Below are 17,700 nucleotides of genomic sequence, written 5' to 3' on the forward strand. Positions count from 1 at the left end.
GGATCGTGTACGTCAGTTGGCGAAAACCGTGACGCTGTCCTCGGTCGCGTGGCGCGGTTCCAGCTGCTCGGCCTCGTATGTGAGGGAGCGGCGCCGCACCAGGACCACCAGCGCGCCCAGCAGCGCGGTGGCACCCGCGACCACGAACGGGATGTGGAGGTCGCTCCACTCCTCGATCTTCGGGGCGAGATAAGGGGCCGCGGCGGCGGCGAACCAGCGCACGAAGTTGTAGCCGGCGCTCGCCACCGGGCGCGGCGCGTCCGACACCCCGAGCGCCAACTCGGTGTAGACGGTGTTGTTCACGCCGATGAAGGCGCCGGACAGCACGGTGCAGACGATCGCGGTGGTGTGGTCGCCGTAGCCGAGGACGACCACGTCGGCGGCGAGCAGCACCAGGGAGCCGCCGAGCACCTTCAGCGAGCCGAACCGCGCCTGCATGCGCGGCGCCACCAGCACGGAGAACACGGCGAGCAGCAGGCCCCAGACGAAGAACACCGCGCCCGACTTGTACGGCGTCATGTCCAGCACGAACGGCGTGAAGGCCAGCACGGTGAAGAACGTGTAGTTGTAGAAGAAGGCCGAGACCGCCGCCGAGGCGAGACCGCCGTGGCCCAGCGCCTTGAGCGGGTCGAGCAGTGAGGTCTTGCGGGCGGGCCTCGGCTGTTCCTTCAGGAACGCGGTGATGCACAGGAACCCGACGGCCATCAGGAACGCGGTGCCGAAGAACGGGTAGCGCCAGCTCGCGTTGCCGAGCAGGGCGCCCACCAGCGGGCCGCAGGCCATGCCGAGGCCGAGCGCGGACTCGTAGAGCAGGATGGCCGCCGCGCTGCCGCCCGCCGCCGCGCCGACGATGACCGCGAGCGCGGTGGAGACGAAGAGCGCGTTGCCGAGGCCCCAGCCGGCCCGGAAACCGACCAGTTGGGCGACGGATCCCGAGGTGCCGGCGAGCCCGGCGAAGACCACCACGAAGGCGAGGCCGAGCAGCAGCGTCTTCTTGCCGCCGATGCGGCTGGAGACGAAGCCGGTGACCAGCATCGCCACGGCGGTGATCAGGAAGTAGGAGGTGAAGAGCAGGGAGACCTGGCTGGCGGTGGCGTCCAGGCCCTTGGCGATGGAGGGCAGGATCGGGTCGACCAGACCGATGCCCATGAAGGCGACGACGGACGCTCCCGCCGTAGCCCAGACGGCCTTCGGCTGCCGCAGGATGCTGCCGGCGCCCGCGTCGAAGGGGTCCGCGGCCATGCGTGCTCCAATCCGGACGGTTGATGCTCGAACGATGGTTGGCTTATGCACATAGTAAGTTAGATCAGCTAATTAATGCAAGGTACATCTATTTGGTCCGAGGTGGACGGCCTCCCTCCGGACGGGTGATCGTCCTTGACGCGGCGCTGTCCGGGTAGGACCGTGGGGCTCTATGAGGGGCGAACCCAGTTGCCCGAAGTGCGGTGGCCGGGTCAGGGCTCCCGGCCTCTTCAGCGACACCTGGCAGTGCGCTGAGCACGGGACGGTGCATCCGGTGCAGCCCGTGACCCCGCCGAGCGTCGAAGGACTCGGCGTCGTCGTCAGCCGCACCCAGGTGCCCGTGTGGATGCCGTGGCCGCTGCCCGTGGGGTGGCTGTTCACCGGTGTGGCCGCCGCGGGCGACGACCGCAGCGGCGGCCGGGCGACCGCCGTGGCCTGCTCGGGCCCCGGACCGCTCGGCGGCATGGGCGAGCTGATCCTCGTCGCCGAGGAACTGGGTGTCGGCCTCGGCGCCCGCTACGCCGGCATCGAGGGCCCCGACCCCGGCCCCTGTCTGAACGTGGAGAAGCCACCGGACGCGAAGGTGCTGGCCGCGGGCCGCCCGACCCCCCTGTGGCACGTCGGCGGCGCCCCGGTCGACCGCGCCGTCTTCGCGGGCGAGGCCCTCGGGCTGTGGCTGTGGGCGGTGGTCTGGCCCGAGCAGTCCGGCCTGCTGATGTACGACGAACTGGTCCTGGCCGACCTGCGGGACGCGGGCGCCGAGGCCGAGCTGGTGCCGTGCGGGGCGCTGTCCCCGCGGCTGTTGCAGCCGTAGGCCCGCCCGTCCGGGCGTGTTGCGGGTGTGTTGCGGGCGCATGTAGGGGGCGAGGCGGGTGTGCGGGGGTGACAAGGCACCCCTTGTCTCCCGTTATCCTTGAGTGTCCCTTTCCGTCCCGTCACCGTCTGGAGTCCGTGTCGTGCGTATCGACCTGCACACCCACTCCGACGCGTCCGACGGCACGGACACCCCGGCCGAACTGGTGCGGAACGCCGCCGCGGCCGGACTGGACGTCGTCGCGCTGACCGACCACGACACCACCCGCGGCCACGCCGAGGCGATCGCCGCGCTGCCCGAGGGGCTGACCCTCGTCACCGGCGCCGAGCTGTCGTGCCGCGTCGACGGCGTCAGCATGCACATGCTGGCCTACCTCTTCGACCCCGAGGAGCCCGCCCTGCTCGCCGAGCGGGAGCTGGTCCGCGACGACCGGGTGCCCCGGGCCCAGGGCATGGTCGCCCGGCTCAACGCGCTCGGTGTGCCCGTCACCTGGGAACAGGTCGCGCGGATCGCGGGCGACGGCTCGGTCGGCCGCCCGCACGTCGCCTCCGCCCTCGTGGAGCTGGGCGTCGTACCGACCGTGAGCGACGCCTTCACCGACCAGTGGCTGGCCGACGGCGGCCGGGCCTGGGTCGCCAAGCACGAGACCGACCCGTTCGAGGCGATCCGCCTGGTCAAGGGTGCGGGCGGGGTCTGCGTCTTCGCACACCCGGCCGCCGCCAAGCGCGGGCGTACGGTCCCGGAGTCCACGATCGCCGAGCTGGCCGCCGCCGGTCTCGACGGCATCGAGGTCGACCACATGGACCACGACGCGCCGACCCGGGCCCGGCTGCGCGGTCTGGCCGGGGAGCTGGGCCTGCTGGTCACCGGCTCCAGCGACTACCACGGCGACCGCAAGGCCGTCGCCCTGGGCGAGTTCACCACGCACCCCGACGTGTACGGGGAGATCACGCGGCGGGCGACCGGAGCGTTCCCGGTGCCGGGCGCCGGCGGAGACGGCGCGGTCGCGGGCACGGCCTGAGGCCCCTGCCCCTTCCCGCGCGCGCCCGCACCCACCCCCGCCTTCCTTCCCCCCTTCCCTCCGCACGTACGCAAGGCCTGTTCAGACGATGTTCGACGCTGCCGTTTTCGGCTCCCTCTTCCTCACTCTCTTCGTGATCATGGATCCCCCCGGGATCACCCCGATCTTCCTCGCGCTGACCGCCGGGCGGCCCGCCAAGATCCAGAAGCGGATGGCCTTCCAGGCCGTCTGCGTGGCGGGCGGCGGCGTGATCGCCGTGTTCGGTGTCCTCGGCCACCAGATCCTCGACTACCTGCATGTCTCGGTCCCCGCGCTGATGATCGCGGGCGGACTGCTCCTGCTGCTGATCGCCCTGGACCTGCTCACCGGCAAGACCGACGAGCCCAAGGCGACCAAGGACGTCAACGTCGCCCTGGTCCCGCTGGGCATGCCGCTGCTGGCCGGACCCGGCGCGATCGTGTCCGTCATCCTGGCCGTGCAGAAGGCCGACAGCGTCGCCACCCAGGTCTCCGTCTGGTCGGCGATCGTCGCGATCCACGTGGTGCTCTGGCTCGTCATGCGCTACTCGCTGCTGATCATCCGCGTCATCAAGGACGGCGGTGTGGTCCTGGTGACCCGGCTGGCGGGCATGATGCTCTCCGCCATCGCCGTGCAGCAGATCATCAACGGCATCACCCAGGTGGTACGGGGCGGCGCCTGAGCCCCGGAGCCCGGGGAGTCTCCGGAGGACGCACGGAGCCCCCGCCCGGCCACGCTCACGCGTGCCGTGCGGGGGCTCCGAAGTGTGTAGACAGCCCCTGCTGTTACGAGGCCGGGGTGTCGGCCGGGCGGATCCAGAGGCGCTGCCCCACGGCGGCGGCCTGCTGAACGATCCGATTGACGGAGGCGGCGTCCACGACGGTGCTGTCCACGGTGGTCCCGTCGACCTCGTCGAGTCGCATGATCTCGAAGCGCACAGGCTTCTCCCTTCGTCTGGTCATCCTCCTGCGGAGAATTACTGGAGATGGATGGTGCTCGCGGCATCGGTGCCCCGTGCTCCGTATATCTGGTCAACGGTTCACCTGCCACGAACATTCCCTACGCTAAGGAAATTTTTCGAACGTCTAATTACTGATGTGTCACGGTCTCTCCGTCGACCGATCGGGACCGGTTGTGTTCGCTGCGTGACCACCGGGACAATGGAGGTGATGAACGAGGCCATGAACGAAGACCGCGCGGCGCTCGCCGCCCGCATCGACCACACGAACGAGCTACTGGAACGCATGCTCGCCGAGGTGGCCAAGACGCCCTCGACCCACGCGATCTTCGTAGACGCCGGCTATCTCTACGCCGCCGCGGGCCGCCTCGTCGCCGGCACCGAGGACCGCCGCGCCTTCGACCTGGACGCCGAGGGCCTCATCGACGCGCTCATCGACCGGGCCCGGACGGTCTTCGCCGACAGCAGGCTGCTGCGCGTCTACTGGTACGACGGCGCCCGGCGCCGGATCCACACCGCCGAGCAGCAGACCATCGCCGAACTGCCCGACGTGAAGGTCCGCCTCGGCAACCTCAACGCCAACAACCAGCAGAAGGGCGTCGACTCCCTGATCCGCTCGGACCTGGAGTCGCTGGCCCGGCACCGCGCCATCAGCGACGCCGCCCTGCTCGGCGGCGACGAGGACCTGGTCTCCGCGGTGGAGGCCGCCCAGGGCTACGGCGCCCGGGTCCACCTGTGGGGCATCGAGGCCCCCGAGGGCCGCAACCAGGCCGAGCCGCTGCTGTGGGAGGTCGACAGCCAGCGCACCCTCGACCTCGAGTTCTTCAAGCCCTACGTCTCCCGGCGCACCCCGGTCACCTACGACCCGACGGCCACCACCCGGCCGACCCGCGAGGACGTACGCTTCGTCGGCGCGCAGATCGCCGCCAAGTGGCTGGCGGCGCGCGGCCGGGACAGCGTGATGGAACTCCTGCCCGGCCACCCCTACCTGCCCGGCTCCGTCGACCAGGAACTCCTGGTCGAGGCCGAGGGCCTGCTCCAGTACTCGCTGCGCGGCCAGGCCGACCTGCGCCGCTCCCTCAGGGACGGCTTCTGGGACCACCTGCAGGCGCAGTACTGAAGCCCGGGGCGGTGTTCTGGCGGGTCGCCTCGTCCCAGAAGTCGGCGAGCGCCTGGGCGGTGGCGAGCGGCCGGTCCACATTGGGCGAGTGCTCGGCGCCCTCGACGACCGTGCGCCGGGCCCCGAGCCGTACGGCCATGGCGTCCAGCAGCGGCACCGGCCAGGCGTCGTCCCGGGCCCCCGACAGCACATGGAACGGCAGCGCGACGGCGGCCAGTTCGGCGGTCCGGTCCGGTTCCGCGCACAACTGGCGCCCGGTGGCCAGCAACTGCGCGGGCTGGGTGCCCAGCCAGCGGCGTCGCAGGTCGTCCCGGTCCTCGGCGCCCGAGTCCAGGGTGACGGACAGACCGCCGTCCTCGTCCGCGCCCCCGGCCGCCGCGGCCGCCTCCACGGCCTGGACGGCCTCCCACACCTCGGCCATCGACAGCGCCGCGAGCGCGTCCCGCAGCAGCTTCACGCGCTGCTGCTGGGAGGCGGAGACCTGCGCCGGCCCCGAGGACATCAGGGTGAGCGAGACGAAGGGGGAGCGGTCGAGCAGAACGGCCGCGCGGGCGATCTGCCCGCCGAGGGAGTGCCCGAGCAGATGCACCGGGACGGCGAGCGCGGCGGCCTGCGCGAGCACGTCCCGCGCGAGCTGCTCCTGGGCGTACGCGGACTCGTCGTGCTCGGGGCCGTCCGACTCGAACTGCCCGCGCCCGTCCACGGCCACGGTCCGGTAGCCGCGCGCCGCGAGCGGTGCGTGCAGCGCGTTGAAGTCCTCCTTGCTGCCGGTGAAGCCGGGCAGCAGCAGCGCCGTGCCCCGGGGCCCGGCACCGGCCGCGGCGGGCACGTCGACGACGGCGAACTCACCGCGCGCGGTACGCAGCCGGTAGCTCCGGGCGCCGGACGGCGGGACGAAGGAGAAGGGCCTGCTCATGGGGTGAGGCTATCGGGGAGCCTGCCGGGCGGAGGGGCGGAGGGGCGGAGGGGCGGAGGGGTGGAGGGGTGGAGGGGCGGAGGGGTGGAAGGGCGGAGGGTGGCCGGGTGGTACGGGCCGGTCCGCGGCCGGGCGCCGCGGCCGGGTGCGGTAACGGCCGACGGCCCGGCCCACGCGAGGTGGACCGGGCCGTCGGCCGTGCTGCCGGTGCGGGGCGGTGCCCGCTCAGAGCTCCGCGGATTCGACGGCCGCGGCCGCCTTGCGCGTACGCCGACGCGGAGCGGCGGCCGGCTCACCGGTCGACTGCGCCGGGATCTCCGCCCCGGGGGCCTCCGTCGCGGGTGCCTTGGCGGCGGCCTTGCGGGTCCGCTTGGGCTTGGCCTCGGCGGCCTCGCCCTCGGCGGCGTCGACGGGTGCCTTGGCGGCGGCCTTGCGGGTCCGCTTCGGCTTGGCCTCGGCGTCCGCGACGGCTTCCGGCGCCTCGGCGGCGACCGCCTTCTTGCGCGTGCGCTTCGGCTTCTCCTCGGCGTCCGCGACCGGCTCCGGTGCCTCGGCGGCGACCGCCTTCTTGCGGGTCCGCTTCGGCTTCTCCTCGGCGGGAGCGGCCTCCGCCCCGGCGGGCGCGGCGGTGGTCTCCACGGCGGGGGCCGCGGCCTTGCGGGTACGGCGCGGCTTGGCGGCCACGCCCTCCGCGGTGGCCGTCGCCTCGACCGCCTCGGCGGCCGGTGCCGCGTCGGTGGCTTCGGCGACCACGGCCTTGCGGGCGCGGGTGCGCTTCGGCTTGGCCTCGGTCTCCGCGACGGCCTCCGGCGCCTCGGCGGCGACGGCCTTCTTGCGGGTGCGCTTCGGCGCGGCCTCGGCGGGTGCCGTCGCGGCGGCCTCGGCCTCGGTCTCGGCGGCCGGTGCGGGCTGCGCGGCCTTGCGGGTCCGGCGGCGCGGCTCGGCCTTCGGCGCCTCCGCCGTGACCTCGGTCACGGCCTCGGCCTCGGCGGCCGGGGCCGCCTTCTTGCGGGTGCGGCGCGGGGCGGGGGCGACCGCCTCGGCGTCGGCCTCCGCCACGGCGGTCGCCGCGACGGCGGCCTGCGGCGCCTCGGGAGCGGGACTCACGGCCTCGGCGGCCGGAGCGGCCGTGCTCGCCACGGCCGGGGACTCCACCGAGCGGCGGGTCCGGCGGCGGCGCGGCCTGTCCGTCGCGTCGGCGGTGTCCAGCGCGGGGCTCTCCGCCGCCGTCACGGCCGCCTCGGCCGTCGCGGGGACGGCGGCAGCGGCGGACTGCTGGACCGGCTGCTGCTGGGCGCCCGCACCGGAGCGCGTCCGCCGGCGGCGGCGCGGGGTGCGGACAGCGGCGGCCTCGTCGGCGAGTGCCGCGGCGGCCGGGGCGGCCTCGGCCGCCGTACCGGTGCCCTGCGCGCCCGCTTCCACCGGCGCACCGCCGCGCGTGCGGCGGCGCCGGCGCGGAGTGCGCTCCGAGTGGTCGCGGTCGCGGTCTCGGTCGCGATCCCGGTCACGGTCGCGGTCGGCGGTGCGGCCCTCGGGGCGTCCGCCCCGGCCGCCGCGCCCGCGGGCACCGCGGCCACCGGTCTCGCCGAGGTCCTCCAGCTCCTCCGCGTCCAGCCCGGCGCGAGTGCGCTCCGAGCGCGGCAGGATGCCCTTCGTGCCCGCCGGGATGCCCAGGTCGGTGAAGAGGTGCGGGGAAGTGGAGTACGTCTCCGGCGGGTCGTTGAAGCCCAGCTCCAGCGCCTTGTTGATCAGCTGCCAGCGCGGGATGTCGTCCCAGTCGACGAGGGTGATCGCCGTACCCTTGGCGCCCGCGCGGCCGGTGCGGCCGATGCGGTGCAGGTACGTCTTCTCCTCTTCGGGCGACTGATAGTTGATGACGTGGGTCACGCCCTCGACGTCGATACCGCGGGCGGCGACGTCGGTGCAGACGAGCACGTCGACCTTGCCGTTGCGGAAGGCGCGCAGCGCCTGCTCGCGGGCGCCCTGGCCGAGGTCGCCGTGGACCGCGCCGGAGGCGAAACCGCGCTGCTTGAGCTGGTCGGCGAGGTCGGCCGCCGTGCGCTTGGTCCGGCAGAAGATCATCACCAGCCCGCGGCCCTCGGCCTGGAGGATGCGCGCGACCATCTCGGGCTTGTCCATGTTGTGCGCGCGGTAGATGAACTGGGTGGTGTTGGCCACCGTCGCGCCCTCGTCGTCCGGCGTGGTGGCGCGGATGTGCGTGGGCTGCGACATGTAGCGGCGGGCGAGACCGATGACCGCGCCCGGCATGGTGGCCGAGAACAGCATGGTCTGGCGCCGGGCCGGAAGCATGCCGATGATCTTCTCGACGTCGGGCAGGAAGCCCAGGTCGAGCATCTCGTCGGCCTCGTCGAGGACGAGGGCCTTGACGTGCTTGAGGTTCAGCTTCTTCTGGCCCGCGAGGTCCAGCAGGCGGCCCGGGGTGCCGACGATCACGTCGACGCCCTTCTTCAGGGCCTCGACCTGGGGCTCGTAGGCCCGGCCGCCGTAGATCGCGGTCACCCGCACATTGCGCACCTTGCCGGCGGTCAGCAGGTCGTTGGTCACCTGGACGCACAGCTCGCGCGTGGGGACGACGACGAGGGCCTGCGGGGCGTCGGTGAGGGCCTCGGGGGTGGCGCGTCCGGCCTCGACGTCGGCGGGGACGGTGACGCGCTCCAGGAGCGGGAGGCCGAAGCCGAGCGTCTTGCCGGTGCCGGTCTTGGCCTGGCCGATGACGTCCGTGCCCGACAGGGCCACGGGGAGCGTCATCTCCTGGATGGGGAACGGAGTGGTGATGCCGACGGCCTCCAGGGCCTCGGCGGTCTCGGGGAGGATCCCGAGGGATCGGAACGTCGTAGTCAGGGTGCTGCCTCTTCTGTGTGTGCGGCGCGAGGCGAGTGCGGGGGTCGTGTCGGACCGCACCGGGGACGACGGCGGCCGTGCGGTCTTGCCGCTCAGGCCGGCCGGGTGGCGCGGGACCTCTGCCGACGCTCTAGGGCCTGCCCACGGGGCCGGCCCAGCGCTCGTACCGCTGAGGGGGTCCCTCCGATCGTCGTACGCACTGTGCCGTACGGTCAGGGAGGGCTGTCGGGTCGGAGCCGATCGGGCCACCGACCGGGCATCCTCATGCGTGCGGCCTGTCGAAGCACGGCCGGGAACCCCGGCCCACCCAGCAGGCGCATTACCACCATACCCCGGAATCGCGCACACGCGATGGCCGATTTGGTCACGTAGCCGTCGTCACACTGGTCGGCAGGATCTCTCCAGGGCCCGGGGAGCGGGCTATTGTGCGCTTCATGACCAGCTCTGACAAGCCCGACCAGGCCCCCGACGCACCCGCCGAACGCACCGGGATCGCCGCCCAGGACTGGGCGACGGCCGCCGCCGACCCGCAGTACCGCGCCGCCGTGGTGGACCTGCTCGGCGCGCTCGCCTACGGGGAGCTCGCGGCGTTCGAACGGCTCGCGGAGGACGCCAAGCTGGCGCCCACCCTCGCGGACAAGGCCGAGCTGGCGAAGATGGCCTCGGCCGAGTTCCACCACTTCGAGCGGCTGCGCGACCGGCTCACGGAGATCGGCGCGGAGCCGACCGAGGCGATGGACCCGTTCGTCGCCGCGCTCGACGGTTTCCACCGGCAGACGGCGCCCTCGGACTGGCTGGAAGGGCTCGTCAAGGCGTACGTCGGCGACTCGATCGCCAGTGACTTCTACCGGGAGGTCGCGGCCCGGCTGGACTCCGACACCCGCGAACTGGTGCTGGCCGTCCTCGACGACACCGGGCACGCCGGTTTCGCGGTGGAGAAGGTGCGGGCGGCCATCGACGCGGACCCGCGGGTGGGCGGACGGCTCGCGCTGTGGGCGCGGCGCCTGATGGGCGAGGCCCTGTCGCAGTCGCAGCGGGTCGTCGCCGACCGCGACGCGCTGTCCACGATGCTCGTGGGCGGGGTCGCGGACGGCTTCGACCTCGCGGAGGTCGGCCGGATGTTCACCCGCATCACCGAGGCGCACACCAAGCGGATGGCCGCGCTGGGACTGGCCGCGTAGCACGGACGCGGGAGACCCGGCCGCCTGTCGTCGGGACGGCGTCGTCGGGACGGCCGGGACGCGCGTGGGGCCGGAAGGCCGGTCGGCCGACGGGCGGCCCCCGGCGGACGGCCCGGTCGGCTACGCCGTCAGGGATCGTCGGCGCAGGCGGCCGGCCGGGCGCAGCAGCAGGGAGACGGAGGCGGCCGAGACGACGGCCGCGCCGAGCAGACTGGACAGCACGGGGGCCGAGCCGAGCGCGCTGTGGGTGACGAAGTCACCGAGGAGGGCGCCCGCCACCCCCGTCGACAGGACCAGCGGTCGCGACGGCAGGCGGCGCGACAGGCGGTGGAAGACCGCCCAGGCGAGCAGCAGGCCGAGCACGGCGGAGCCCAGGGCCTCCAAGAACATCACAGTCCCTCCCACGAGCGGCCGGTGCTGACGGTCGTAGCTCCGTCATACCCCTGACCTGCGGAATGCAACCCTCCCTGTGAGCTGTTTGTGTGCGCTGAGTGAAGCACGCGAGGAGGGGCCGAGCGGGACGCGAGCGCGGGCCGGGCAGGGGACGGGCGGACGTGAGAGCCGGGGATGCGGGGGCGGGCCGGACACGAGAGAGCGGGCCCTGCGGTCAGTGACCGCCGGACCCGCTCGTCGTTCGTACGTGCCCTGCTACAGGGCCCCGAAGCCCACCTTGCGCGGGGCCGCCTCACCCAGCTCGACGTACGCGAGGCGCTCGGCCGGGACCAGCACCTTGCGACCGTGCTCGTCCACGAGGGTCAGCAGCTGCGACTTGCCGGCCAGTGCCTCGGCCACCGCCCGCTCGACCTCCTCGGGGCTCTGACCGCTCTCCAGAACGATCTCGCGGGGCGCGTGCTGCACGCCGATCTTGACCTCCACGGCTATGTCCCTCCGACGGTCAGTGAAGTGCGCGACCTTCCGCGCCGTACTCCGCACACATTAGCCCGGTGAGGGGACGGACACGCTCCGCCGGTGCACGCCAGGAGCGAACAGCGCACGGGAACAAGCGACCGGATCAGTGGTGCTGCTCGCTGCCGTGCAGCGGGAAACCGGCGATGCCGCGCCAGGCCAGCGACGTCAGCAGCTGGACCGCCTGGTCGCGCGGGACACTGCGGTCGCTGTGCAGCCACGAGCGGGCCACCACCTGGGCGAGGCCGCCCAGACCGGAGGCGAGCAGCATCGACTCGGCACGCGAGAGGCCGGTGTCCTCGGCGATGACCTCGCAGATCGCCTCGGCGCACTCGTTGGTGACCTTGTCCACGCGCTCGCGCACGGCGGGCTCGTTGGTCAGGTCCGACTCGAAGACCAGCCGGAAGGCGCCGCCGTCGTCCTCGACGTAGGCGAAGTAGGCGTCCATCGTGGCGCGGACGCGCTGCTTGTTGTCGGTGGTCGACGCCAGCGCGCTGCGCACCGACTGGATCAGCGCCTCGCAGTGCTGGTCGAGCAGGGCCAGATAGAGGTCGAGCTTGCCGGGGAAGTGCTGGTAGAGCACCGGCTTGCTGACCCCGGCCCGCTCGGCGATGTCGTCCATGGCCGCCGCGTGGTAGCCCTGCGCCACGAAGACTTCCTGGGCGGCGCCCAGCAGCTGGTTCCGCCGGGCACGGCGCGGCAGGCGCGTGCCCCGCGGGCGCGCTGCCTCTGTCTGCTCGATGGCTGTCACGCCGCCTCCCAAAGTCGTCCCTGTGCGGTGTGCGCCGCGCCGCCATCGTACTTTTCGGTAACCGTACTGTGCGCGGTGCGAGCGCAGAATTTCACGGACCGGACGGGGCGGAAACCGGCACAGAAGGTTTCCAACGGGCCCAGGCCGGGCATAGGCGAGCGCCGCCGCTGCTCAGCGGCGGTCCGTCGCCGCCACCGTCACCGGTAGTCGTCCTCATCAAGGGAGACGACCCGTGCCTGCTCGGCGAGGTCGGCCTCGTTCGCGCGGCCGGGATCCACGTCCGTCAGCGGATCGTCGCCCTCCGGCGCGATGTCGGCCTGCTGCTCGGCCGCGTCGTCCTCGGGCGCCTCGACGTCGATCTCCGTGCCGTCCTCGGCGGCGCCGTCGTCCTCGATGTCCTCGAACGTCCCGGGGTCGCTGGGATCGATTGCCATGGTGGGCTCCCTTCGGTGGACATCCCTGCGCATGTCCTTGTGTACGTCATGTACGTCCGTGTACGTGCCCGGCCGAAGCCGGGACTGTATGCGGGTGCCCTCGCTACGAGCGTAGGAGACACCCGATTCCCGCGCCATGCGATCCGGGACGGCTCTGCGCGCCGTCCGCGCAACGCCTCCCGCGCCTCGTCCTGTGACGGCGAACACATGAAGCGCGGCGTGATCGTCTCGTAACATTGCCGCATGTCTTCGACCGACCTGCCCGCCGTGCCGCCCGCGAACGTCCTTCCCAGGGTGGCGCCCGCCGGGTCCGGGGCCGGGGAAGCCGGGGAAGGGGAGCGGCTGCGCTCGGTCGAACTGCCGGGAATCACCCTGACGGTGCGTTCCCGGCCGCCCGCGCGCGAGGGCCTGCCGCGCGCGCTGTACGTGCACGGGCTCGGCGGTTCCTCGCAGAACTGGACGCCGCTGATGGCCCTCCTGGACACCGACGTGGACGGCGAGGCGCTCGACCTGCCGGGCTTCGGGGACTCCCCGCCGCCGGACGACGGCAACTACTCGGTCACCGCCCACGCGCGCGCGGTGATCCGCTACCTGGACACGGCGGGACAGGGCCCGGTCCATCTGCTCGGCAACTCCCTGGGCGGCGCCGTCTCCACGCGCGTCGCCGCGCTGCGACCCGACCTCGTCCGCACCCTCACCCTGGTCTCGCCCGCGCTGCCCGAACTGCGGGTGCAGCGCAGCGCCCTGCCGACCGGGCTGCTCGCGCTGCCCGGCGTCTGTGCGCTCTTCACCCGGCTGACCAGGGAGTGGACGGCCGAGCAGCGGGTCCGCGGCATGATGGCCCTCTGCTACGGCGACCCCGGCCGGGTCACCCCTGAGGGTCTCCGCGACGCCGTGCAGGAGATGGAACGGCGGCTGCGGCTGCCGTACTTCTGGGACGCGATGGCGCGTTCCGCGCGCGGGATCGTCGACGCGTACACCCTGGGCGGTCAGCACGGTCTGTGGCGGCAGGCCGAACGGGTCCTCGCGCCCACCCTGCTGGTCTACGGCGGCCGGGACCAGCTCGTCGGATACCGCATGGCCCAGCGCGCGGCACGGGCCTTCCGCGACTCCCGGCTCCTCACCCTGCCCGACGCGGGCCATGTGGCGATGATGGAGTATCCGGAGACCGTGGCGACCGCGTTCCGTGAACTCCTGGCCGAAACGCGGGAGTCGGGGTCGTGGGCGGCGCCGGGCGGGAAGGCCGTAGGCTCCCGGGGTGCGGTCGCCGACGAGGGCGCCCGCGACGCGGAAATGGGAGGCTGACGGACCAGGTGGGACGCCACAGCCGCCGCGGACCCGCCCCGAAGGGCGACAGCGCGGGCACAGCGGGCACGACAGCGAGTACGGACGCGGCCCGGCAGGGCCGGGACCGAGGAGGCCGCCGGGACGGCTTCGAGGGGCCGGCCGGACCGGTCCCCGGCGCCCGGCCGACCGGGCGGCCCGGTTCATCCGGCCAGTCCGGTTCACCTGATCAGCACGGCTCGCCCGGTCAGACCGCCGTACCGATGGCGTCGCCCGGACCGGCGGCGGGTCCCGCGCAGGCGCCGCCTCCACGACGGGGTCCGGGCGCCACCGCGCCGGGCCGGGGCCCCGGCCCCGCTCCCTGGCCGGGCTCCGGTCCCGCCGGTCCCGCCCCGGCTCCGGGCAGGCGCCCGGCGGGCCCACCGCGCTTCCCGGACGGCACTCCCGCACAGGGCGTACCCCGTCTGCCGGACGGCACTCCCGCACAGGGGTTCCCCCGCGTGCCCGCGCCGGACGGGACGCCTGCCCACGGCGTGCCGCGTTTCCCGGACGGGACACCGGCGCGCGGTGTGCCGCGTATGCCGGACGGGACGCCCGCTCACGGCGTGCCCCGCTTCCCCGAGGGAACTCCCGCTCACGGCGTGCCGCGTCTGCCGGACGGAACTCCCGCCCATGGCGTGCCCCGCATCCCCGGCGGGACACCCGCCCATGGTGTGCCGCAGGCTCGCGGTGCTCATCCCGAGCAGCGGGAAGCCGGGGGCGGCTGGGGGGAGTTCAGCCCCGGGGCCGGACGCTCCGGCGGAGGTGCGGGCGCGGCGCCCGGCGTCGGCGAGACCTCGGTGGCGGGTCCCGCGGTGCCCACCGGTGCAGCGGGCCCCGGCGTCCCCATCCCGCGGCAGCGGCGCGCGCAGTCGGCCCCGGGGGCCGGTCCCCGGCAGGACTACCTCGACGCGTTCCGGGACGGAGCGGCAGAAGAGGGCGGCAAGAGCGGCGACGGCGACGGCACGGAGAGCGGCGAGGACGGCGCGACCGGCGCCACCGCCCGCTCACGCGGCGCCTCCCGGGGCACGCTGCCCCGCCCGGTGCCGGTCCAGTTCGCCCCGCCCACGGGACCCACCGCCGCCGGTACCGGCACGAGCCCGGTCGCGGGCGCCGGACCGCGCGCGGGCAGCGGTGGCAGTGGCGGCCGTGGTGGCGACGGCGGTGACGGCGGTGACGGCTCCGTGCCGCCCGCCGCCGACGCGGCCCCCGACGGCAAGAGCGCCAAGGGCACCAAGGGCCGCACCTTCACCGGTATCGCCGCCGCGGCCGTCACCACCGTGCTCGCGGTCGTCGTCGCCGGGCAGGTCGCCGACGACCGCTCCGAGGCGGGAGCGGCGCAGACGGCCGGCGGCCAGGACGAGGGCGCCCGGACCGCGCTGGGCGGGGGCGTACAGGCGAGCCCGTCCCCCTCGCACAGCGCGGTCGCGCTGACGTACGAGCAGAAGATGAACCTCAAGTACCCGCTGAGCCCCGCGCTCAAGGGATCGGGCCGGTTCGACGTGGTCCCCGGTTTCGCCAAGGCGCCGGGGCGCGGGCGCAAGTTCACCTACCGGGTCGACGTGGAGCAGGGCCTCGGGCTCGACGGACGGCTCTTCGCGGACGCCGTGCAGAAGACGCTCAACGACGACCGCAGCTGGGCCCACGGCGGCGCGCGCACCTTCGAGCGGGTCTCCTCCGGCGAGAGCGACTTCGTGATCACGCTCGCCAGCCCCGGCACCACCGCCGTGTGGTGCGAGAAGTCGGGTCTGGACACCACCGAGGACAACGTCTCGTGCGACTCGGCCGCCACCCCGCGCGTGATGATCAACGCCTACCGCTGGGCGCAGGGCGCCAAGACCTACGGCGACCGGATCTACCCGTACCGGCAGATGCTGATCAACCACGAGGTCGGCCACCGTCTCGGCCACAACCACGTCACCTGCGAGAAGGACGGGGAACTGGCGCCGGTCATGCAGCAGCAGACGAAGTTCCTCGACCATGACGGAATTCACTGCCTGCCCAACTCCTGGCCCTATCCGAAGAGTTGACGGACGGTGTGCGGGGCGGCCGCGGGGGAGCCCCGCGCCGCCCTCCGATCATGTTGACATTGCGCCGAATGTTCGTTCATATTTCTGCGCATGTGGTCCCGTCACTCCGTCAGCAGCGCCGCCATCGAGATGGCGCTCCTCGGCGTGACCGCCCTCTGTGTGGCCGACATCCACTGTTGCTGACGCCCGCCCCCGGCGTGCGCGTCGCCCCGTTCTCCCCCTCGCCCTGACCTTCCGCGTCCTGGTGCGCTCCCGCCGAGCGCCGTCGCGCGGCAGTACGGTCCCCGGTGGTCCGACGACCCGTCGCCGAGGCAGACGTCTGTCCAGATTCGTCTCATTCCTCGTCCAACCGTCTCGCGATCCGAGACGTGTCCGGGACATCCTTTTCGAGAGGTCGTCATTCCGATGCGCCAACCGTCCGTTTCAGCCCGCCGCGTGGCCGCGGTATCCGTCAGCCTGGTCGTGGCAGCGGGCGCCGTCGCCTGCGGGCCGAAGGACGACGATGCCAAGAGCACCGGCGGCGACTCCCGGCCCCACAAGGGCGGCACCCTGAACGTCCTCAACGCCCAGCCCCAGCAGGACTTCGACCCGGCGCGCCTCTACACCTCCGGCGGCGGCAACGTCCCCTCCCTGGTCTTCCGCACCCTCACCACCCGCAACCGCGAGAACGGCGCCGCCGGTGCCGAGGTCGTCCCGGACCTCGCCACCGACACCGGGCGCCCCGGCAAGGACGCGACCGTCTGGACGTACACCCTCAAGGAGGGCCTGAAGTACGAGGACGGCACGCCGATCACCTCGGCCGACGTCAAGTACGGCATCGAGCGCTCCTTCGCCCCCGAACTCTCCGGCGGCGCCCCCTACCTGCGGGACTGGCTGGTCGGCGCGGCCGGCTACCAGGGGCCGTACAAGGACAAGAAGGGCCTCGCCGCGATCGAGACGCCGGACGCCCGGACGATCGTCTTCCATCTGAACAAGCCCGAGGGCGAGTTCCCGTACCTGGCCACGCAGACCCAGTTCACGCCGGTGCCCAAGGCCAAGGACACCGGCACCAGGTACGAGGAGCACCCGGTCTCGTCCGGCCCGTACAAGGTCGTCAAGAACGAGAACGACGGCGAGCACCTCGTCCTGGAGCGCAACCCGCACTGGTCCGCCGCCACCGACGCCGAGCGCAAGGCGTACCCGGACCGGATCGACGTACGGTCCGGGCTCGACTCGTCCGTCATCAACCAGCGGCTCTCCGCCTCCCAGGGCCCGGACGCCGCCGCCGTCACCACGGACACCAACCTCGGACCGGCCGAACTCGCCAAGGTCAGCGGCGACAAGGCGCTGGCCGCGCGCGTGGGCACCGGCCACTTCGGCTACACGAACTACCTGGCCTTCAACCCGAAGGTGAAGCCGTTCGACGACATCAAGGTGCGCCAGGCCGTCGCCTACGCCATCGACCGGTCCTCGGTCGTCAACGCGGCCGGCGGCAGCGCACTCGCCGAGCCCGCCACCACCTTCCTGCCGAACCAGAAGTCCTTCGGCCACACCCCCTACGACCTCTTCCCGGCGGGCACCTCGGGCGACCCGGCCAAGGCCAGGGAGCTGCTGAAGCAGGCCGGCCACCCCGACGGCATCACCGTCACCCTCACCCACTCCAACAGCAAGGACTTCGAGACCAGCCCGGAGATCGCCACCGCCGTCCAGGACGCGCTCAAGAAGGCCGGCATCACCGTCAGGCTCCAGGGCCTGGAGAAGAACGACTACTCCGACAAGACCCAGAACGTGAAGACCGAGCCGGGCCTCTTCCTCGCCCACTGGGGTGCCGACTGGCCCTCCGGCGGCCCGTTCCTGGCCCCGATCTTCGACGGCCGCCAGATCGTCGCGGACGGCGCCAACTTCAACAGCGGACAGCTCGACGACACGTCCGTCAACGACGAGATCGACGCGATCAACAAGCTGACCGACCTCGGCGCCGCCGCCGCCCGCTGGGGCGCCCTGGACAAGAAGATCGGCCAGCAGGCCCTGACCGTGCCGCTGTTCCACCCCGTCTACAAGCGCCTGTACGGCAAGGACGTCAAGAACATCGTGATCAGCGACTGGACCGGCGTGCTGGACATCTCCCAGGTCGCGGTGAAGTGA

General features: G+C 73.1%; 17 protein-coding genes. 9 read left to right on the top strand and 8 right to left on the bottom strand.

Annotated features, from left to right (window positions below):
• Nucleotides 1–12 precede the first annotated feature (12 nt).
• Nucleotides 13–1,242 (bottom strand): MFS transporter, encoded by a 1,230-nt coding sequence (locus R4Z62_RS22140; protein WP_064535118.1) that lies wholly within the window; start codon nt 1,240–1,242, stop codon nt 13–15.
• Between the two features lie 172 nt (nt 1,243–1,414).
• On the opposite strand from R4Z62_RS22140, the gene R4Z62_RS22145 reads away from it, so the two are divergent.
• The 3 genes from R4Z62_RS22145 (at nt 1,415) to R4Z62_RS22155 (ending at nt 3,777) form a co-directional block, all read left to right on the top strand.
• On the top strand, nt 1,415–2,056 hold the full coding sequence (locus R4Z62_RS22145; protein ID WP_064535120.1) for a DUF6758 family protein: 642 nt from the start codon (nt 1,415–1,417) through the stop codon (nt 2,054–2,056).
• Nucleotides 2,057–2,198: 142 nt separating this feature from the next.
• Complete coding sequence (locus R4Z62_RS22150; RefSeq protein ID WP_064535121.1) at nt 2,199–3,077, top strand: PHP domain-containing protein; 879 nt, start codon at nt 2,199–2,201, stop codon at nt 3,075–3,077.
• An 88-nt stretch (nt 3,078–3,165) separates the two neighbouring features.
• Nucleotides 3,166–3,777 carry a MarC family protein gene (locus tag R4Z62_RS22155; RefSeq protein ID WP_491520695.1) on the top strand — a complete coding sequence of 204 codons (612 nt, stop codon included), beginning with the start codon at nt 3,166–3,168 and terminating at the stop codon, nt 3,775–3,777.
• A gap of 103 nt (nt 3,778–3,880) precedes the next feature.
• Here R4Z62_RS22155 and R4Z62_RS22160 read toward each other — a convergent pair whose 3' ends face one another.
• Nucleotides 3,881–4,033, bottom strand: a complete 153-nt coding sequence (locus R4Z62_RS22160; RefSeq protein WP_173860878.1) for a DUF8834 family protein — start codon at nt 4,031–4,033, stop codon at nt 3,881–3,883.
• Between the two features lie 231 nt (nt 4,034–4,264).
• Here R4Z62_RS22160 and R4Z62_RS22165 point away from each other — a divergent pair, with 231 nt between their 5' ends.
• Nucleotides 4,265–5,173, top strand: coding sequence for an NYN domain-containing protein (locus R4Z62_RS22165; RefSeq protein ID WP_237305563.1), 909 nt, complete (start codon nt 4,265–4,267; stop codon nt 5,171–5,173).
• Here R4Z62_RS22165 and R4Z62_RS22170 read toward each other — a convergent pair.
• Together R4Z62_RS22170 and R4Z62_RS22175 are read right to left on the bottom strand one after the other, a co-directional pair.
• A complete protein-coding gene (locus tag R4Z62_RS22170) occupies nt 5,133–6,089 on the bottom strand; it encodes an alpha/beta fold hydrolase (RefSeq protein WP_491520696.1) in 957 nt (318 codons plus the stop codon). The two genes, R4Z62_RS22165 and R4Z62_RS22170, sit on opposite strands and share 41 nt — an antisense overlap.
• Nucleotides 6,090–6,314: 225 nt before the next feature.
• Nucleotides 6,315–8,858 (bottom strand): DEAD/DEAH box helicase, encoded by a 2,544-nt coding sequence (locus R4Z62_RS22175; protein ID WP_491520697.1) that lies wholly within the window; start codon nt 8,856–8,858, stop codon nt 6,315–6,317.
• Nucleotides 8,859–9,385: 527 nt separating this feature from the next.
• On the opposite strand from R4Z62_RS22175, the gene R4Z62_RS22180 reads away from it, so the two are divergent.
• A complete protein-coding gene (locus R4Z62_RS22180; protein WP_064537621.1) occupies nt 9,386–10,132 on the top strand; it encodes a ferritin-like fold-containing protein in 747 nt (248 codons plus the stop codon).
• 120 nt (nt 10,133–10,252) lie between these two features.
• Here the strand turns inward: R4Z62_RS22180 and R4Z62_RS22185 are convergent, their stop codons facing one another.
• From R4Z62_RS22185 to R4Z62_RS22200, 4 genes are all read right to left on the bottom strand, one after another.
• Nucleotides 10,253–10,522, bottom strand: coding sequence for a hypothetical protein (locus tag R4Z62_RS22185; RefSeq protein ID WP_064535126.1), 270 nt, complete (start codon nt 10,520–10,522; stop codon nt 10,253–10,255).
• A 258-nt stretch (nt 10,523–10,780) separates the two neighbouring features.
• Nucleotides 10,781–11,008 carry a DUF3107 domain-containing protein gene (locus R4Z62_RS22190; protein ID WP_018571277.1) on the bottom strand — a complete coding sequence of 76 codons (228 nt, stop codon included), beginning with the start codon at nt 11,006–11,008 and terminating at the stop codon, nt 10,781–10,783.
• Between the two features lie 136 nt (nt 11,009–11,144).
• Nucleotides 11,145–11,789 carry a TetR/AcrR family transcriptional regulator gene (locus R4Z62_RS22195; protein ID WP_064535128.1) on the bottom strand — a complete coding sequence of 215 codons (645 nt, stop codon included), beginning with the start codon at nt 11,787–11,789 and terminating at the stop codon, nt 11,145–11,147.
• A gap of 197 nt (nt 11,790–11,986) precedes the next feature.
• The gene (locus tag R4Z62_RS22200; RefSeq protein ID WP_064535130.1) at nt 11,987–12,223 is read right to left on the bottom strand and encodes an Rv3202a family protein; all 237 of its coding nucleotides are present in this window, start codon (nt 12,221–12,223) and stop codon (nt 11,987–11,989) included.
• A gap of 243 nt (nt 12,224–12,466) precedes the next feature.
• Between R4Z62_RS22200 and R4Z62_RS22205 the strand changes: the two genes are divergently transcribed.
• The 4 genes from R4Z62_RS22205 to R4Z62_RS22220 all read left to right on the top strand — a co-directional run bounded on the left by R4Z62_RS22205 (nt 12,467) and on the right by R4Z62_RS22220 (nt 17,700).
• Nucleotides 12,467–13,528 carry an alpha/beta fold hydrolase gene (locus tag R4Z62_RS22205; protein ID WP_064535132.1) on the top strand — a complete coding sequence of 354 codons (1,062 nt, stop codon included), beginning with the start codon at nt 12,467–12,469 and terminating at the stop codon, nt 13,526–13,528.
• An 833-nt stretch (nt 13,529–14,361) separates the two neighbouring features.
• Nucleotides 14,362–15,576, top strand: coding sequence for a DUF3152 domain-containing protein (locus tag R4Z62_RS22210; protein ID WP_491520698.1), 1,215 nt, complete (start codon nt 14,362–14,364; stop codon nt 15,574–15,576).
• Nucleotides 15,577–15,666: 90 nt separating this feature from the next.
• Nucleotides 15,667–15,759, top strand: a complete 93-nt coding sequence (locus R4Z62_RS22215; RefSeq protein WP_018571282.1) for an Ms4533A family Cys-rich leader peptide — start codon at nt 15,667–15,669, stop codon at nt 15,757–15,759.
• A 222-nt stretch (nt 15,760–15,981) separates the two neighbouring features.
• Nucleotides 15,982–17,700 (top strand): ABC transporter substrate-binding protein, encoded by a 1,719-nt coding sequence (locus tag R4Z62_RS22220; RefSeq protein ID WP_491520699.1) that lies wholly within the window; start codon nt 15,982–15,984, stop codon nt 17,698–17,700.

Source organism: Streptomyces sp. PL-25 (assembly GCF_058344915.1).

Excerpts from the sequence above, each read along its gene's own strand:
- R4Z62_RS22200 (WP_064535130.1), bottom strand. The coding sequence starts at position 12,223 with ATGGCAATCGATCCCAGCGACCCCGGGACGTTCGAGGACATCGAGGAC.
- R4Z62_RS22220 (WP_491520699.1), top strand. The coding sequence starts at position 15,982 with ATGCGCCAACCGTCCGTTTCAGCCCGCCGCGTGGCCGCGGTATCCGTC.
- R4Z62_RS22215 (WP_018571282.1), top strand. The coding sequence starts at position 15,667 with ATGTGGTCCCGTCACTCCGTCAGCAGCGCCGCCATCGAGATGGCGCTC.
- R4Z62_RS22175 (WP_491520697.1), bottom strand. The coding sequence starts at position 8,858 with ATGACGCTCCCCGTGGCCCTGTCGGGCACGGACGTCATCGGCCAGGCC.
- R4Z62_RS22185 (WP_064535126.1), bottom strand. The coding sequence starts at position 10,522 with ATGTTCTTGGAGGCCCTGGGCTCCGCCGTGCTCGGCCTGCTGCTCGCC.
- R4Z62_RS22155 (WP_491520695.1), top strand. The coding sequence starts at position 3,166 with ATGTTCGACGCTGCCGTTTTCGGCTCCCTCTTCCTCACTCTCTTCGTG.
- R4Z62_RS22205 (WP_064535132.1), top strand. The coding sequence starts at position 12,467 with ATGTCTTCGACCGACCTGCCCGCCGTGCCGCCCGCGAACGTCCTTCCC.
- R4Z62_RS22140 (WP_064535118.1), bottom strand. The coding sequence starts at position 1,242 with ATGGCCGCGGACCCCTTCGACGCGGGCGCCGGCAGCATCCTGCGGCAG.
- R4Z62_RS22165 (WP_237305563.1), top strand. The coding sequence starts at position 4,265 with ATGAACGAGGCCATGAACGAAGACCGCGCGGCGCTCGCCGCCCGCATC.
- R4Z62_RS22170 (WP_491520696.1), bottom strand. The coding sequence starts at position 6,089 with ATGAGCAGGCCCTTCTCCTTCGTCCCGCCGTCCGGCGCCCGGAGCTAC.
- R4Z62_RS22180 (WP_064537621.1), top strand. The coding sequence starts at position 9,386 with ATGACCAGCTCTGACAAGCCCGACCAGGCCCCCGACGCACCCGCCGAA.
- R4Z62_RS22145 (WP_064535120.1), top strand. The coding sequence starts at position 1,415 with ATGAGGGGCGAACCCAGTTGCCCGAAGTGCGGTGGCCGGGTCAGGGCT.